At 40.4% G+C, this 18593-nt stretch carries 12 protein-coding genes; 8 read left to right on the top strand and 4 right to left on the bottom strand.

What is annotated here, in order from left to right:
* Window positions 1-398: 398 nt before the first annotated feature.
* The gene (locus JIV24_RS06470) at window positions 399-1340 is read left to right on the top strand and encodes a TRM11 family SAM-dependent methyltransferase (protein WP_200464207.1); all 942 of its coding nucleotides are present in this window, start codon (window positions 399-401) and stop codon (window positions 1338-1340) included.
* Between the two features lie 422 nt (window positions 1341-1762).
* On the opposite strand, the gene JIV24_RS06465 is transcribed toward JIV24_RS06470, so the two are convergent.
* Window positions 1763-4474 carry a hypothetical protein gene (locus JIV24_RS06465; RefSeq protein ID WP_200464206.1) on the bottom strand — a complete coding sequence of 904 codons (2712 nt, stop codon included), beginning with the start codon at window positions 4472-4474 and terminating at the stop codon, window positions 1763-1765.
* A gap of 307 nt (window positions 4475-4781) precedes the next feature.
* Here JIV24_RS06465 and JIV24_RS06460 point away from each other — a divergent pair, with 307 nt between their 5' ends.
* The 6 genes from JIV24_RS06460 (at window position 4782) to JIV24_RS06435 (ending at window position 14034) form a co-directional block, all read left to right on the top strand.
* A complete protein-coding gene (locus tag JIV24_RS06460) occupies window positions 4782-5894 on the top strand; it encodes an efflux RND transporter periplasmic adaptor subunit (protein WP_200464205.1) in 1113 nt (370 codons plus the stop codon).
* A 100-nt stretch (window positions 5895-5994) separates the two neighbouring features.
* A complete protein-coding gene (locus tag JIV24_RS06455; protein ID WP_200464204.1) occupies window positions 5995-9162 on the top strand; it encodes an efflux RND transporter permease subunit in 3168 nt (1055 codons plus the stop codon).
* Entirely contained in the window at window positions 9152-10477 is a 1326-nt protein-coding gene (locus JIV24_RS06450) for a TolC family protein (protein ID WP_200464203.1), read from the top strand. The genes JIV24_RS06455 and JIV24_RS06450 overlap by 11 nt, the downstream gene beginning before the upstream one ends.
* Window positions 10478-10483: 6 nt before the next feature.
* A complete protein-coding gene (locus JIV24_RS06445; protein ID WP_200464202.1) occupies window positions 10484-11539 on the top strand; it encodes a sensor histidine kinase in 1056 nt (351 codons plus the stop codon).
* Complete coding sequence (locus JIV24_RS06440; protein ID WP_200464201.1) at window positions 11532-12299, top strand: LytR/AlgR family response regulator transcription factor; 768 nt, start codon at window positions 11532-11534, stop codon at window positions 12297-12299. Before JIV24_RS06445 ends, JIV24_RS06440 begins: the two co-directional genes overlap by 8 nt.
* Window positions 12300-12384: 85 nt before the next feature.
* Window positions 12385-14034 (top strand): diflavin oxidoreductase, encoded by a 1650-nt coding sequence (locus JIV24_RS06435; RefSeq protein ID WP_200464200.1) that lies wholly within the window; start codon window positions 12385-12387, stop codon window positions 14032-14034.
* On the opposite strand, the gene dnaB is transcribed toward JIV24_RS06435, so the two are convergent.
* Complete coding sequence (gene dnaB, locus JIV24_RS06430; protein WP_200464199.1) at window positions 14031-15587, bottom strand: replicative DNA helicase; 1557 nt, start codon at window positions 15585-15587, stop codon at window positions 14031-14033. The two genes, JIV24_RS06435 and dnaB, sit on opposite strands and share 4 nt — an antisense overlap.
* A gap of 244 nt (window positions 15588-15831) precedes the next feature.
* On the opposite strand from dnaB, the gene ispE reads away from it, so the two are divergent.
* Window positions 15832-16647, top strand: coding sequence for a 4-(cytidine 5'-diphospho)-2-C-methyl-D-erythritol kinase (gene ispE / locus JIV24_RS06425; protein ID WP_200464198.1), 816 nt, complete (start codon window positions 15832-15834; stop codon window positions 16645-16647).
* Between the two features lie 29 nt (window positions 16648-16676).
* On the opposite strand, the gene JIV24_RS06420 is transcribed toward ispE, so the two are convergent.
* Complete coding sequence (locus tag JIV24_RS06420) at window positions 16677-17000, bottom strand: biotin/lipoyl-containing protein (RefSeq protein WP_200464197.1); 324 nt, start codon at window positions 16998-17000, stop codon at window positions 16677-16679.
* Window positions 17001-17010: 10 nt separating this feature from the next.
* Complete coding sequence (locus JIV24_RS06415) at window positions 17011-18555, bottom strand: acyl-CoA carboxylase subunit beta (RefSeq protein WP_200464196.1); 1545 nt, start codon at window positions 18553-18555, stop codon at window positions 17011-17013.
* Window positions 18556-18593: the final 38 nt, after the last annotated feature.

The following is an 18593-nucleotide window of genomic DNA, read 5'->3' as shown; positions in this document are numbered from 1 at the left end:
CTACACCTTAATGCAGCTAATAATAATGAAGCTGTTTGCTTAATCTAGAAGAATACAATAGTACGTGAGTAGTTACAATTATTTAACTACTAAGCGAAGTATATACTTAAATAGTATCGTCATATAAATTGCGTAACATTAGTAATTATGGGTAATAAAATGCCTTTTCGGGAGATAATAGTCTTACCAAACCTTTAGTTCTAAATCGAAAAGAGTCTCTCAAATCCCAGATAAAACCAAATTAAATGTCACTACGATACCGATCCCAATGGCTGGTAAGACAAAAACAAGATTGTTATCTATAATTAGAAGATGCTAGAATTAATCTCAGAAATATAAAGCCATGTCGCGTGCTTTGTTGATATTTGCACGCTGATAATTTGTACTAAACATCGAACATGCCTCAACACAACTACATTTATACTTTTAAATACGATACGCACAATGTCTCCATGTGCAAATTAGAATCGAGGCAATTGTTTGATGAAGAAGAACAGAACAAACTGTTGTTTTCAAATATCAAGATTAATCCATCTATCAGTCCGTTTATAAAAAACCGCTTTGAAATTATGACATCGTCCAACGATTATTCTGAGTTGTTGGAGAAAGTCAAGCTTCAAAACATTCACATGCATGGCTTTAAGGCGGAGTATTTGGTATTACATGGTGATACTACCAAGTATAATGAGCGGCTCAATAAACTTAAAGACATTGGCTGGTGCATCGAGGGCGATCCTGATTATGTCACTCCCGTAATGACCTACTCGATATGCCACTATGAGAACACCTGGTATTTTGGGGTCCTTATTAAGCACAATTCCGATTGGTTTCAGCACAAAAACAAGCCCTATTCGTTTAGTAGCGCCATTAATATGGACATTGCCAAAGCGCTTGTGAGCATGGCATCAAAAGGCAACAAAGACATGCGTTTGTTAGATGCAGGTTGTGGTGTTGGCACAGTAATGCTGGAGGCCTGCATTGGAGGGTTCAACATTGAAGGTTGCGACATTCACTGGAAAGCCTGCCAGTCGACACGCAAAAACCTGGCACATTACAACTATACAGCCAATGTATACCGCACCGATTTAAAAGATCATACCACCACTTACGATGCTGCTATTATTGACCTGCCTTATAACCTGTTCAGCCATTCAGACGACGATAATGCGTTGTACATCATACATTCGGCTGCTCAGTTGGCCAATCGCCTGGTCATTGTATCTACATCGGACATTAAAGAGCTCATAAGCCAGGCTGAACTTAGGTTGATTGATTATTGCAATGTTGAGAAGAAGGGAAAGTTATTCTCGAGGAATATTTGGATTTGCGAGAGAAAGTAAGAAAAACATGTTTACAGTATCTCGCAAAGCAAAAAAAAAGAAAAACGCTAAGCTCGCAAAGTGAAAATAATACTTCTCTACTTTGCGACCCTAGCGTTTTCATATGGTAAGTTGCTCTTCAATCTTAAGTCTTGAGTCTTATAGCAAATGCATAACTGTCTGATTGGCAATATATTGCTTATTACATCTTCAGGTAATTCGCCTTTAAACATTTTAACCACCTCCCCACTTCGTGGTACTCCTCCTTGGCAAAGAGGAGAGGGAGGAAAAACCGTCCCCTTCCCGACAATGTCGGGACAGGCTCTGAATTTTAGGAGGGGTGCCGACAGGCGGGGTGGTATAATTAGTTTTAAAGCAATTTCTCTGATTACATCTTGTGTCTCGAGTCTTTTATCTTAAGTCTTGAATCTTGAGTCTTATATCTACTCTATCACCTCATCAATACTCACAATGCGCTTTGTATGGTCGGTATCATAATCAAATTCCATATCGCCATTGGGTTCAAAAGTGATGGCATTTAGGTCGTACCATACAATGGCTTTACCCACCTGTACTCCATTCAGAAACTTAATCAGGTAAGTCTCCTCATCAGGTTTCACAATCTGCAGATTACTGTTGTTTTTAATTTTCATGGAGAACAGTGAAACATGACGCCCTTTGTAGGTTTCCACCTTTACAACACCTCCATCGTTAATCACAAATTGCATGCTCAGCAGGCTTTTGTAGACATCGGGATTCTCTTTGTAAAAATCCGGATTATTCTTATTCATCAGGTTGCGTACGGTAATCCCTGAGATGCGTCCACCATTTTGAGACAACAACTTCAAGGTTGAAAACAAGGCCACCATATGACGATTCACATGCTGCTGTTCATATACCTTCATGTATGATTCAATCTGGTCTTCGGCACTAAAGCTTGCACTTGACAACAGGATTGGTACATCTTTGGTTAACCCTTCAATTTCGCCAACAACACCACGTACCACCACTTCATTTTTTGAGTCGATGGTAATTTTAGGGTCAAACTTCACCTTATCAGTCGGAAATGATAGTAAATCAATTTTTGTTCCATCAGCTTTGTACTTACCATAGAAAGCCAACTTTTTACCCTCCGGCGCTTCAAAATCAATGTTCTCGTTTAGAAACGGTTGAGCTCTGTTGGATAATCCCAATACAAGGTGAGCCGCCTGCTGGCTTTTAGCCAACTTACGACGATTGACACTCACTGCTCCGGTGTAATTAATTAAAGCATATACATTGCCCTCTTTGCCGGCATTAAAGGCCTGTGTAAAACCATTATCGCTACAATTAACCGGCGTAAACCACTCGAGTGCTCCTCCCTGGCTAAAGGTGGCAAACCACAAATCACGTGTACCACCATAGGCCGAATATTGGTTTCCTCCAATGCTAATATCATTGGTAAACCAACCGGTCACCATCATTTTACCATTTTCAGCAACTGTGCGGTCTGAAATAACGATATGACCTTCGTTACCCTTCTCCAGCGATCGGGCAATCGTCTGCCAGATATTATTCAATCGGCTATCGTTATTTATCTTAATAGCCATTGGCGTGTATCCTTCGTAATCGGGCATCACCGAACCAATGGGTGCATTGATGTAGGTGGGGTCAGTAATCGTATAACGACGTCCATCTACCAAAAACGAATAGCCTTCAACCGGCCCGGAGAATGAGACGGCCGCTGCCATGTGACTAAAATAAGTAATCGCAATGGCATCCAGCCCTAATAGCTCATTCACCAATCGTGTAAATAAGACTGTGCGATCCTCGCAGTCGGAATACGGATAATAGAAAATCTCATCAGGGAAAAACATTTTTTCGCGGTTAAACTGGTCGCGGTCGGTTTTGTATTCAAATGAGTTATGCAGATAATCCAGCAGATAAGTAACCGCCTGCGTTTCGCTCTTGCCTTCAATACGAGGCTGAATATGCTCATATAACGCTTCTTTTACATTAGCCGACATCGCTGCATTTAAATAAACCGTACTCACCGTTTGCGGATAACTGGCTAAAAAGGCCATGATGGTTTTATCCATCTTCAACTGCAGCGCCTGTGTTTCGTTTGGCAACGTTGTTTTGCGAACAACAGTATTATCAGTATCAGTGTAGTTGAGTGCAAATGGCAAATGCAAATCTACTTTTTTAGTGGCGCCTCCAAAGCTTTTGGTATAAGTCATCATGTTTTTGATGCCTTTTTTTCCACTCATCAAATAGTAGTTAGCACCATCAATTTTATAGAACGGCTTCTCGTACACCTCTTGCATAAAGGGCAACAGCAAATACACCGAACTACCCGAATAACCTATCTTAGCCTGATAACCAGCCTGATTGAGCATAGCCCATGTCCACATAGCTCGCCCATTGGCCGTTGTATGTAACTTCTTTGAACTCAAATCTATCAGCTGATAAATACCCCAGTCGTTCAAATTCTTTTCTTCAGCGTACTCAAGCAAAGATTCGATATATAGCTGATAATAAGTCTCTGTAAAGTCATCCCAGTAACTGGCAAATGAGGCAGGCTTAACGCTTTTTATTGTCAAGGCACTCATTCTTTTATCTGCCACTAAAGTAGCCGGACTACCAAAAAAGTCAATCGTTAAATCCTTTGCATAAGCTTCGGCTCCATCAGGTACTTTAAAAATGGGCGCTATCGAAAAAGCGGCTGCCTCTGCAACAACCACATCAGGCTTAACAGGCTCAGGCAAGATGAGTTCTTCAGGCACATCGCGTTTTTCAGGAATATCAACCCGATCAGGCACTTCAACAGGGTCCAGCTTATCAACAGGCTTTACTTTTATATCTTTATCTGGTTTGAAAGTTGGCTGTTTAATGGGTTTTGGCACCTCAACTGGTTTTACTTTTTCTTCGGTTTGCTCCACTTCTGAGAAGCCCTTTTTCAGGTATTTCTTAAAGGCTTGATTCATCTTTTTTAAGCGTTCATCGTACTCAGCTTGCATGCGTTTCAGGTTAGCTTCATAATCCTGATTCATCTTTTGCATGCGGGCATTGTACTTTTCATCCATCTTTTTAAACGGATCATCCTGATCGATTTGCCCAAAGGCCACGTTAAGTGTTCCAAACAACACAAGTGACAACAATAATAGCTGCTTCATATTTTTGCTTTTTAGGTTAGCTGTTGCCCAAAGAAGAGCAACACAAAGGTACGCGAAACAAATATTGTTCCAAGAAATTAGCATAAATAAGTCCGGAGACCGGGAGTCCAGAGACTGAAGTAAAAACCACATAAAATCGACCAAGCATTCAACTCAGCACCAATTCCACAAATCAATATCATGGCAATACCAATTCATTCATCTTTTTTCTAACTTCATTCGTTCTTTCTATATTAAAAGAAAGAAAAAGGACACTTTTGCACTTAGTTTCAATTTAGTTTATATCAACAATATTATACCCACTGTTATGAATAAAAAAGGAGTATCACTGGCCATTGCCCTTGTTATAGTGATTATTGCCGTTGCATTTACCAAAATCATTAAAGGCTCAGACGAAAAAGGAGCCAAGGAACTGCCTCCTAAAAAAGGAGTCTTGGTGAATGTTATTTACCCGGAATCCGAAACCATTGAACATCATTACAGTGGTACCGGCAAACTTCGTGCTGTTGACCGTTTTGAAGTTGTAGCACAGGTAGAAGGTCAGTTACTACCGTCGGCTCGAAAATTTAAAGAAGGCAAAAGCTACAAAAAAGGAGATGTAATGCTTGAAATTGATAAGCAGGAGTATTACATGAATCTACTTTCGCAAAAAAGCGATTTTATTACTTTAGCAACCTCTATCCTGCCCGATTTAAAATCAGATTATCCCGATTCATATCCTGTTTGGCGAAACTATGTTTCATCCATCGAAATGGATAAGAAATTACCCATCATACCTGAGGCCAAGAGTGACCAGGAACGCTTTTATTTATCCGGGAAAGGCATCTTGAGTAAATACTATTCGGTAAAGTCAGGCGAAGAAAAAATTATCAAATACACCATACGTGCCCCATTTACAGGTGTGGTAACTGCAGTAAGTGCTGAAGCCGGAACAGCCGTCCGATCTGGAACAGCCTTAGGTACCATGATTAGCACCTCACAATACGACCTGGAAATTACCATACCGCTTGCCAATATGGAGCAAATTAAAGTAGGTACTGAAACACGCCTGACATCTTCTGAAATTAGCGGACAATGGACTGGTAAGGTCGTGCGTATCAGTGGTGATATTGATGAGCAGTCGCAAAGTGTTAAAGTATTTATCCGCACCAAAGGAGGGGCATTAAAAGAAGGGATGTACCTCAATGCCGAGATTGAACAACAAGCACTTCAAAATGCCATGCGCATCCCTCGAAAAATGGTAAACAATAACAACCAATTGTACATCGTTGATAATAACGCACTAAAACTTCAGCAAGTGCAGGTGATTACACGCCAAGGTGATTATGCCATTATCAAAGGACTAGATGCAGGCACTGCCGTGCTATCAACAGTGGTCAAAAGTGCCTATAACGGCATGACAGTGCGTGTGAATGAATAAGCAAAGTAATGAGTGAAGAGTGATGAGTTCCAGGATATCATTTCTACCCGCTTCTTTTCCACTACTAACTGCTGTCTAATGACTAACAAATAAAAAAAAGATGAAAAACTTCATAGCCTACTTTATGAAATTTCCGGTAGCGGTCAACCTCATTTTAATAATGACGCTGCTATTTGGTGCTATTTCATTAACAGGCATTCAAAAAAACTTCTTCCCCAACGTTCCTCAGCGCTTCATTTATGTTGATATTGTTTATCCGGGAGCTTCGCCCGAGGAAGTAGAAGAAGGCGCTATACTTAAAATAGAAGAAAACGTAAAAGGCCTTGAGGGCATGGATCGTATTACTTCTGTTTCGCGCGAAAACTCAGGAACTGTAACCATTGAAATGCTGAAAGGCACTGACATGGATGAAGCACTTATTAAAGTTAAGAATGAGGTTGAACGCATCGCCTCCTTTCCGGTGGCTATAGAATCAGTGGTTACCTACAAGCACGATGACGTTAACTTCTCGATTAACTATGTGGTAACACCGAATGAAGAAACCGAAATATCGCTAAAATCGCTAAAAGAAACTGCTCGGAAGATGGAGCACGACTTGTTGCGCATGGAAGGCATTTCAAAGGTAAGTATAGGTGGTTATCCTGATGAAGAAATTGCTATTCTGCTAAAAGAAGATGCACTTGAGTCATACAGCATCACCTTCTCCGAAGTGGCACGAGCTGTAGCATCTACCAACCTCATTATGACAGGTGGTAGCATTAAAGATGGTGAAGAAGAGTTATTTATTCGTGTACGTAACCGCGAGTACCAAAGTGAAGGCATCGAAGATATCGTTATTCGTAACACACCCAATGGTGGCATTATCCGATTAAAAGATGTGGCTACCATACAAGACCAATGGGCCGATTCACCCTCGGAGGTATTGTTCAACAACAAGCAAGGTGTTGTGGTAACCATTCAGAATACCTTCTCGGAAGATATCATGACTGCCACCGATGCCGTTAAAGAATACATTGCTGAGTTTAACGAAAGTCAGGAGCAACTGACCGCCACTGTCATTCGCGATCAAAGCGACCTTTTGAATCAACGTATCGAACTACTGGGGAAAAATGGAATTATTGGTATTGTGCTTGTTCTTTTGTTCCTGTCGCTATTCCTTAACCCCCGTATTGCCTTTTGGGTGGCCTTGGGTATCCCATTCTCTATGCTGGGTATGTTCATCATCATACCGGGCACTCCAGTTACCATAAATATGTTATCCTTATTTGGACTTATTCTCGTGCTGGGTATTCTGGTGGATGACGCAATTATTGTTGCTGAAAACATATACCGCCATTGGCAAAAAGGCAAGAAACCAATTAAAGCGGCCGTTGATGGCACACTCGAAGTAACACCGGCTGTTTTATCTGGTATCTTAACAACCATGATGGCCTTCTCAGCCTTTATCTTCCTTGATGGGCGCATGGGCGATATGTTTAAGGAAATATCCATTGTGGTGATAACCATTTTATTTGTTTCACTCATCGAAGGCCTTATACTTTTGCCAGCTCATGTAGCTCACTCAAAAGCCTTAAAACCTGACTACAAAAGTAAGTGGGTGCAATACATGGGCTGGGCCGAAAGAGGTTTACTTAAGCTCCGCGACATCACTTTTATGCCACTGGTGAGGCTGGCAATCAAATACAAAACCATTACGCTGGCAGCATTTGTGGCCATGTTTATTATATCAATAGGCATGGTGCAGGCTCGTTGGGTTAACGTTACTTTCTTCCCTCAGGTTGATGGTGATAATATCAATATCAGTTTATCCATGCCATCGGGTACCGATGAGTCAGTCACTCAAAAGGAAGTGGATAAAATAACCTCTGCCATTTGGGAAGTCAATGAAGACATGAAGTCATTGCAACCAAATAATGCCAGTATTATTAAACAAACGTTCCAGCAGTTTCAGGGCAGCGGCAGTAAAGCATCTATTCAAATCACACTTCTCGATGGTGAATCACGAGCTTCAACAACCGATGATGTGACCATTCGACTAAGAGAAAAAGTTGGTGATATCCCTGGTGCCGAAGCACTGCTTTTCGAAGGATTCAACCCCTTTGGCAAAGCCCTGGTCATTTCTTTGGTGGGTGATGATAATGAAACATTACGTAAGGCAAAGGAAGAACTAAAACGCGGCTTAAATGATATGCCCGAAGTCACCGATGTATCAGACAATACACCGATTGGTAATCGTGAGATTGAGTTAACACTAAAAGAAAAAGCACACCATCTGGGCATCACTCTACAGGATGTTATTGGTCAAGTACGTGAAGCATTCTGGGGTAACGAAGCGCAACGTCTACAGCGCGGTCAGGATGAAGTAAAAGTATGGGTAAAATACAGCGAAGACAACCGAAAGTCTATCGGCCAGCTCGAAGACATGAAAATTCGAATGGGAAATGGCATGGCTTATCCTCTATCTGAACTGGTGACCATGAAAACTGTTAACGGCTATTCAAGCATCCAGCACCTCGATTTCGACCGTGAAGTTCAAATAGAAGCCAATCAAAGTGACCCAACGGCTTCGCTACCCGATTTAATTAAAAAAATTGAAAGCGATGTGTTGGCACCTATCTATGCCAAATATCCGGGTGTAAAAGCCAATTACGATGGTCAAAAACGAGAAAGTAAAAAAGTAGGTGATTCAATGGCCAAAGTAATGCCAATTATTCTCTTACTGATGTTTTGTGTTGTCATCTTAACACTTCGTTCGGTCACACAATCCATCCTGGTGTACATGATGATTCCTTTAAGTCTTGTGGGAGTTATCGTAGGACACTGGATACATGGGATGTCTTTAAGTCTAATGTCGGGCATGGGGGTTATTGCACTCATTGGTGTAATGATTAACGACTCGCTTGTACTTATCAATGCGCTCAATATAAACCTTAAAGAAGGCATGACCTACGAGAAAGCTCTATTAGAAGCAGCTCTATCGCGTTTCAGACCAATTGTACTCACCACCTTAACAACCATCGCAGGAATGGCTCCAATGTTACTGGAAACCAGTATGCAGGCGCGTTTTTTAATTCCAATGGCTATTTCTGTGAGTTACGGTATGGCTATGGCTACCACTACAACGCTGATACTTTTACCAGTCATGCTGTTAATTGCCAATGGCACACGCTTAAAGTGGAAACAAGTCATATTGGGTAAAGATGTGACTCGTGAAGAGATTGAACCAGCTATTAAAGAAATAAAATACATTGAGGAATATGAAAACTAAACATATAGTACTAGCTCTATTTTCGTGCATGTACATAGCTTCTTTTGCGCAAGTTACACCCGATTCTACCGTGCAATTAAGCTTATCAAAAGCTGTTGAAATAGCTCTGGTAAATAATTACGATATTAAAATTGCTACGGCAGAGCGCGAAAAAGCCAAAAACAATAATTCCATTGGTAACGCCGGCCTGTTACCATCGTTAAGCGTGAGTGGCGGCACCGATTATTCAAAGAATGATACTAAAATCGAAATCATTGGGCAAGATGAACCCATTGAAGTGGATGACGCCAAATCAATGAGCTACAATGCCAATGCTCGAATTGATTATACTTTCTTCGATGGATTTGGTAACATTTACACTTACAAAAAACTTAAGAGTAGCGACAACCTGCAGGAAACAGTTTTACGCCAGCAAACGGAGACAACAATCGTACAAGTAGCCGAACGCTATTACCAGGTATGCCGAACTCAGCAAAACCTGCACCTGGCTAAAGAATCAATGCGCATAAGCAAGGAGCGCCTGCAAAAAGCCATCGACCAAAAATCATATGGGCAAGCCAACCAGTTAGACGTGCTCAATGCTGAAGTAGACATGAACAACGACAGCACCACCATACTCGAAACAGAGCAGGCTTTTATTCAAAGCATTAAGGATCTCAACTTAGTACTGGGTGTCCCAATTCAAAACTTATATGAAGTAGATAAAACCATTAACTACCGCGATGATTTAAAAGCTGATGAAATTATTACTGCTGCGCTATTGAATAACTCGCGTCTTGTGGTGCAACAGCAACAAGAGAAAATAAGTAACCTGGATGTAAAAATCACCAATGCGGCTAAGTATCCTACCCTTTCGGCTTACGGACAATATGGTTATAACCGCCAGGATAATGATGCCGGGCAATTACTTTACAATGAAAACATTGGCACATCTGCAGGTGTTTCACTTAAGTTTAATGTGTTTAACGGAAGGCAACAAAGCACGCGCGAGAAGAATGCAAAACTGGATTACATAGGTCAGCAAGAGCGTACCTATCAGGTTAAATCTGAGATTGAGCGTGACGCCTCCAATGCTTACACCGATTACATCTACAAACGAAAGATTGTGGAACTGCAAGAGAGCAGTATGGCGCAAGCCCGCTTAAACTTTGAGCAAACGCAGGAAATGTTTCAGATTGGTCGTGTTACTTCCATCGAATTCAGAGCAGCCCAACAAAACCTTCTGAATGTAGCGGCACAGTTTAATGATGCTCAATACAAAGCCAAAGTGGCTGAATTCTATTTACTACAACTGAGTGGACAACTGATTCAATAGAACTTTATGCAGAATATTTTAGCTCGAAACAAACGCCTGAAGTTACTCTTAACGCCATTGATCTTATTTGGCATTATTGCCATAGCCATGGTTTTGTCCGTCATTTTTAAATACCGGACGATTGAGGAAATCAGTCAGATGCCTTTTGAACGTGTATTCTTTGGCATTGGTGAAACGCTGATATTGGTCTTTTTCTATAATTATGTCATTCGTAAGCTAAATGTGAAATACCCCTGGGCTCAAAACTGGTTAATTCGCTCACTAATTGATTTTATTGTTGCATTGTTTTTTCCCGTTCTGATGATTACCGCTTTTAATCTGGCCTTTAATTTTGGTTGGTTACAAAATCATGGTCCTGATGATAAGTACAAAATCATGATGTACATTATGCCATTAATGATCAGCGCCTTATTGATGGTAGTGGTTGAAATGATTGTTGCTACAGAAGAACGAAACAAACTTGAAATTAAGCTTGCTAACCTTGAGAAAGAGCAAATAAAATCAAAATACGCGGCTTTAAAGGAGCAATTGGATCACCATTTCTTATTTAACAACCTGAGTGTCCTTTCCTCCTTGATTTATGAAAGTACTGAGAAGGCTGACCGTTTCATTCAGGATTTCGCAAGTATTTATCGTTACGTATTGTCAATAAACAAGCAGGACTTAGTATCAGTCAATGAAGAGTTAGAATTTATTGAAACCTACCTTAACCTATATAAATTCAGGTTTGAAGATGGTTTTAGTTTTAAGGTTAATATCTGTGAGAATTGTTACTACTATTTGATCCCCCCCCTAACTCTTCAGGTAATTGTAGAGAATGTATTTAAACACAATGTGGTATCAAAGAAGCATCCTTTAACACTCGAAATCATCTACAGCAATCAAACACTGCTCATTAGCAATACCTTACAAGCAAAAAACAGTACCGAAGATTCAACACAAACAGGTCAACAAAACCTCATTGAAAAGTTTAAATTGCTAAATTGTGATTCGCCAACTTTTGAAGAAAGAGGTGGAAATTACATTGTCCAAATCCCTTTAATAAAACCCAGCGATGATTGATGTTTTAATTGTTGAAGATGAAATGCCCTCGGCACGTAAGCTAAAAGCGATGCTTGAAAAAGTGGCACCTGATTTTAATATCGTAACGATTCTTGATTCGGTAAATGACACCTGTGATTTTCTGAGCCAGAACACTGTTGAACTCATCTTTCTTGATATTCACCTTGCCGATGGAAACAGCTTCCAAATCTTTGAACAACAAAACATTAACACGCCTATTATTTTCACCACTGCTTTTGACCAATATGCCATCCAGGCCTTCGAGCAAAACAGTATTGGCTATCTTTTAAAACCCATCAATCACGAAAAACTCATAATGGCCATTGATAAATTTCGAGCCACATTGGATGATAAAAACAACGGCAATATAGATTACAACCTGCTGGGGCAAATGATAGCGAAACAGCAAAAACAACCGGAATATCGTGAGCGATTTATGATTCACTACCGCGGTAAGATTAAAACCGTTTCGATTAATCATGTGGCCTATATCTATGCTGAAAACAGAGGCGTATTCCTGTGTACTTTTGAAGGGCGTATTTATGATATCAACCAAACACTTGAGCAGTTAAGCGATGAACTAAATCCGCGTAACTTCTTCAGAGCCAATCGTAAGTTCATCATCAGTATCAGCTCAATAAATGAGGCCCATTTATATTCAAAAAGCAAACTAAAGCTAGAGCTAAATCCCCCCACAAATAGTGAAGTCATAATATCAAGTGAGAAGGCTTCAAAATTTAAGAAATGGCTGGCAAAATAGGCAAACATTTTGATGCAACACTTGTTAGATAAACCAAGGCCAACACAGCTTGCCTTCATTTACGAACGACAAACATGCATCATATATGGGATTTTTCAGTACACTACTAAGCAAAAAGGAAAAACCACTCAAACTAAGCATACAAAAAAACTGCACTTGCCCGCCAGTAACCATTTTATATGGAACAAAAACCGGCAACGCACAACTCATTGCTCAACAAACCCATAAGTACTATCACCAGTGTGGTATCGAAAGCGAATGCTACAACATGGACAAGTACGATGTGGGGCGATTACCTTCGGAGCACAAAGTGCTAATTGTTATTAGCACCGATGGCGAAGGCGAGTTACCACCCAATGCACGAAAGTTCTACAACTTATTGCAGCACGATGAAATGCCGCTCCTAGCCAATCTGGAATATGCCATATGTGCTCTAGGAGATTCCAGCTACGATAACTTTTGTGGCGCTGGTAAAATGATTGACGCACAACTTCAGAAATTAAACGCACAAGCCATCATCAACAGGGTCGATTGCGATTTAGATTTTAAAAAATCGGCTCTTCAATGGATACAGAATTCATATGACACTATTGTTGGCATTAAAAAAGAAAGTAAAAAGGTAAATGATGCACAAATTGAACTTCCAGATTTTATCACGACAACCCTAAAAAAACGAAAGCAACTAAGCAAGGCAAAGCTTGAGCAAGGTGTTTTTCATCTGGAATTAGATAACACCAATAATCATGTTGATTATGCAGCTGGTGATTGCATTGAAATTATTCCTTCAAACCCACAGAAACTAGTTAATCAAATTATTGAAACGCTCAATCTTGATAAATCACAAGAGTTAGTTTCAAATAAGCACAGCCTGGAATATTCATTGCTGCATCAATTTGAAATTACAAAATTAACGCGTCCTGTTATCAGGCGATACATAAAAATTAATACCTCATCTGAGTTAACAGCGCTACATAACAACAAAGAGCAGTTAAGAAACTACATCAACAATGCCGATGTCTTAGATTTAATTATTGATTATCCGTGTAAAATGGATGCTGATGAGTTTGTTAGCATTTTACAACCCATCCACTCGCGTTATTATTCCATAGCTTCGGGTTATAAGTCAAAACCCAAGCAAATTGACCTGACCGTTAAAACCATTCGTTTTCAACAGAAAGAGCGCGAATATGAAGGCGCAGGTTCGACTTATGTGAACGAAGGATTGGAGCAAGATGCAAAAATTAACTACCGACTGGTAAGCAACCCGTCCTTTCATTTGCCAGAGGATACTTCAACGCCAGTTATTTTCATTGGAGTAGGCACAGGCATTGCACCATACCGAGCATTTCTGCAAGATTTGGAAGCACAGGAAATAAAAAATAAGGCCTGGCTCATTTGGGGCGATAAGCATCAGGCAAGCGACTTTTTATACGAAGATGAATTAATTGATTTCTATAAAAATGAAACGCTGGCTTTTATAAATACTGCTTTTTCGCGCGATCAGGAAACCAAAGAATACGTTCAACATCGCCTAAGTGATTACAAAGACCGACTTTTGGAATGGCTTGATAATGGAGCCGTCATTTACCTTTGCGGACATAATAAGATGGGCGATCAGGTAAAAGAGACGCTTGTAAACATCTATATGAGCGAAAAAGGCATGAGTGAGCAACAAGCTAAAGCACACCTTCGTCAACAAAGAGATAACCAAATAATTAGGGAAGACTTGTATTAAAAAGGCACATCACTATTAAAACCTGGCCCTTCAGGGAATTCAGGCAATTGCTGGCCTCCTGCAGGTACAGAACCATCTGCTCCTTCGTTCTCATTCATTTTAGAGCCCAATACCTGTGTTGGTGAATTCGATTGGCTAAAGGCATTATCTTCGTATTCTGCATCTTCCACATCCTGGAAGCGAGCTAACTCAGCACGGAAACGAAGTCGCACATCGGCTGTTGGTCCGGCACGGTGCTTGGCAATAATCAATTCGGCCATACCAATCAGGGAGTTTCCTTCCTCATCTTCGGTAATACGATAATACTCCGGGCGATGAATAAAACATACCATATCGGCATCCTGCTCAATCGCACCCGATTCACGAAGGTCAGATAACTGCGGTCGTTTTCCTTCAGCTCCGGCACGACCTTCAACTCCACGATTCAGCTGCGACAGGGCGATAATTGGCACATCCAGTTCTTTAGCCAATCCTTTCAGGTTACGCGATATCAAACTCACCTCTTCCTGACGAGAACCGGGGTTCATACCGCTGGCATTCATCAGCTGAAGGTAGTCAATAATCACACACTGAATATCGTGCTGCTTTTTCAATCGGCGACACTTGGCCCTTAATTCAAAAACTGATAAACCAGCAGTGTCATCGACAAAGATTGGTGCATCAATCAGGTTTTGTATTTTATGATCTAATTGCTCCCATTCATATGGAGCAAGATTTCCTTTTTTAATTTTATCGGCTGATAATTCCGTTTCAGTCACAATTAAACGGTTAACCAATTCGAGATTTGACATCTCCAAAGAGAAAATAGCTACTGGTGTTTTATGCACTAGTGCCATTTGACGAGCCATTGATAATACAAAGGCCGTTTTACCCATGGCCGGACGCGCTGCCAAAATAATGAGTGCCGATCCTTGCCAACCCGATGTGATCTTATCCAGAGCTGCAAATCCAGAAGCTACCCCACTCATACCATCGTCGCGCTCCGATGCTTCTTTGATACGGTCAATAGCATCTTGAATAACCGGATTAATCTGCGTAGCATCACGCTTCATACTTCCTTGTGATAGCATAAAGAATGTGCTCTCTGCCTCCTCCAGCAAATCATTGACATCAATCGAGTCATCGTAGGCCTTCCCTTGCAGTTCACTTGAAATTTGAATCATCTGACGTTGCAGATACTTTTGCCAGATAATTCGCGCATGGTATTCGATATGCGCTGCCGAAGCCACTTTACTAGTCAGCTGTGTGATGTAAAAAGCACCGCCACATTCCTCCAGCTTTGTCATTTTCTTAAGCTGCTGGGTTACTGTTAGCATATCTACCGGTTGCTCATGCGCCTCCAAATCCAAGATGGCTTTATAAATATGCTGGTTGGCCTCTTTATAGAAATGCTCAGGCTTCAATAGCTCCGAAACACTTAAGAATGCCTCTTTTTCTAGAAGCAATGCACCCAATACCGCTTCCTCAAGATCGGTTACCTGAGGTGGTAATTTACCCATTTCTAAACCTGTCGCAGCAGGCTTTTTGCGGTTTGAATACTTGTTATCTGCCATGTTTATTTCGGAAAAATTGAGAACAACAAAGATACAAATTGATGGCAATTCAGAGGTATGATTTTGATATAATTAGAGTGAACAAGGTTCTAACTGCTGTGTGCGTGACATTTAAGTAATTTGAATAAATTTCATCAAATTTGATATGGCGAATGAATACCATGAGCTTTTAGCACAACATTTAAATGCTTTAACTTCTACACTCATAAAAAAGAACTTTCTTTGCAACTAAATTCTAAAGTATATGATTTGTTACCCCAATGCAAAAATAAACATTGGCCTTAATGTTGTTGAGAAGCGACCAGATGGCTATCATAATCTGGAAACTGTATTCTACCCGATTCCACTGACAGAAATACTTGAGACGGTTGTTAATATTGAAGATGAGCAATCGTTTACATTTAGTAATTCAGGCATTAAGGTTGATGCCCTACCTGAAGATAACATCTGCATAAAAGCGCTCAACATAATCAAAAAAAACTACGACGTACCACCAGTAAAAATACATCTGCATAAAGCCATCCCTTTTGGTGCAGGATTGGGTGGCGGCTCGGCTGATGGTGCATTTATGCTTAACCTCATCAATAAGGAGTTTGAACTAGGCATTTCGAATGAAGAGTTACATAATATGGCTGCTCAACTAGGAGCCGATTGTGCATTTTTCATCAATAACAAACCGGCTTATGCAACAGGCATAGGAGACATTCTCCAACCTGTTAATTTAGATTTATCGGGTTATCATATTGCACTAATTAAACCGCCTACTCATGTTTCAACTCCAGAAGCATATAGCGGCGTAAACCCTAAATCATCTGAGAACTCTTTGGTCGATTTAATTAAACTTCCGTTAGAACAATGGAAGCATCATATTAAGAATGATTTTGAGAAGTCGGTTTTCAAAAACCATCCAGAAATTGGCAGAATAAAAATGGAACTATATGAAGCAGGTGCTGCATATGCCTCCATGTCTGGCAGTGGCTCCAGCGTATTTGGACTATTTAAGGAAGCACCCGAAATTAAAACCCATCCGGAGTATTTTAAATGGATTAAACAGTTATAAAAAAAAGCTGCCCGTGGGCAGCTTTTTTTCTATTCTATCACAACCATTAAATGGTTTTTAGGAATCCTGTCTCCAGTTGTCACTTTTATTGATTTTATTTTACCTGTATGAGGCATCGTTATCTGGTTACGCATTTTCATGGCTTCCAGAATTAAAAGTGATTCACCTTCTTTTACTTTCTGACCTTCTTTCACAAATACTTCACATATTGTGCCTGGAATATAAGACATAATATGGTTTGGATTTGGGTCTTCATACTTCACCCGGTTTTCGAATTTCTTAGTCAACTTTGTCTTATACTTCATACTAAGTATAGCAAAATCAACTAATCCTTCTGTTTTCTTTGTACTCATCTTCTAACTATTAAAATGGAGGAATACCATGTTTCTTAGCAGGACGATGATCATCTTTTCCGGCTGACACCTCGATAGCATGCAATAATAAAGAGCGCGTTTCATTTGGTTCAATAACCGAATCAATGTACCCTTTAGCAGCAGCTACATATGGGTTCGCAAATTTCTCTTTATACTCTTCAACCTTAAGAGCGCGCATAGCATCCTTGTCTTCTGCTTCATCAATTTCTTTCTTGAAGATAATGTTAGCAGCTCCTTCAGGACCCATAACCGCAATTTCAGCTGTTGGCCATGCAAACATAAAGTCAGCACCAAGGTGACGTGAGTTCATGGCAATGTAACCACCACCATATGCCTTACGCAAGATTACAGTTACCTTAGGCACTGTAGCCTCTGAATAAGCATAAAGTACTTTAGCACCATGACGAATTACACCGGCATGTTCCTGGTCGGCACCAGGTAAGTAACCAGGCATATCTTCCAAGGTAATAACAGGTACATTAAATGCATCACAGAAACGGATAAAGCGAGCTGCCTTATCAGAGCTATCACAATCTAATACGCCGGCTAATACCATTGGCTGGTTGGCTACAAAACCAACTGTTTCTCCATTTAAGCGACCAAAACCAATAACGATGTTTGCTGCCCAAAGCTCCTGAATTTCCAAGAAATCAGAATCATCAACAATTGCTTTGATAACATCACGTACATCATAAGGCATTTTAGGATCAGAAGGTATAATATCTTCAATCTTTCCTTTAAACTTAGGCGGCTTTGGAGGGAAAGCTTTTGCTTTTTTAGAGTTGTTCCATGGAATGAAAGTAATCAGTTTCTTAATCTGTTCAAAACAGTCTGATTCACTCTCTGCATAGAAATGAGCATTACCTGTTGTTTCGGCGTGAACACGGGCTCCCCCAAGATCTTCCATCGAAATCTTTTCACCAAGAACTGACTCAATCACTCCTGGTCCGGTAATAAACATTTTAGAAATATTCTCAACTACAAAAACAAAATCTGTTAAAGCTGGCGAGTAAACTGCACCTCCGGCACATGGCCCTAAAATAACTGATAGCTGCGGTATAACACCTGAAGCTAATGTGTTACGGTAGAAGATTTCCCCATATCCGGCTAATGAATTCACACCTTCCTGAATACGAGCACCACCAGAATCATTAATACCGATTAATGGCACACGCATTTTCAAAGCGTGATCCATGATTTTTGTAATTTTACGGGCATGCATTAGTCCTAATGATCCCCCGGCTACAGTAAAATCCTGCGCAAAGATACAGATTGGTGCACCATAAATGGTACCTGTACCGATAATTACTCCATCACCATGTAATTGCTTTTTGTCCATACCGAAGTCGCGAGCAGTGTGCTCAACAAAAAGGTCATACTCGGTGAAAGAATCTTTATCAACGAGTGCCAGGATACGTTCGCGAGCCGTCATTTTACCCATGGCTGCTTGCTTTTCAATGGCTCTGTCGCCACCACCCTTTTGCACTTGTTCCTTTCTTTTCCGAAGGTCAAGGATGTGTTTTTTCAATGACATAATCCAAAAATTTGATTTAACCTACTATTAATCAAAAT

Source organism: Carboxylicivirga marina (assembly GCF_016612505.1).
GTDB lineage: Bacteria > Bacteroidota > Bacteroidia > Bacteroidales > Marinilabiliaceae > Carboxylicivirga > Carboxylicivirga marina.
This window is presented reverse-complemented; position numbering and strand designations above follow the sequence as displayed.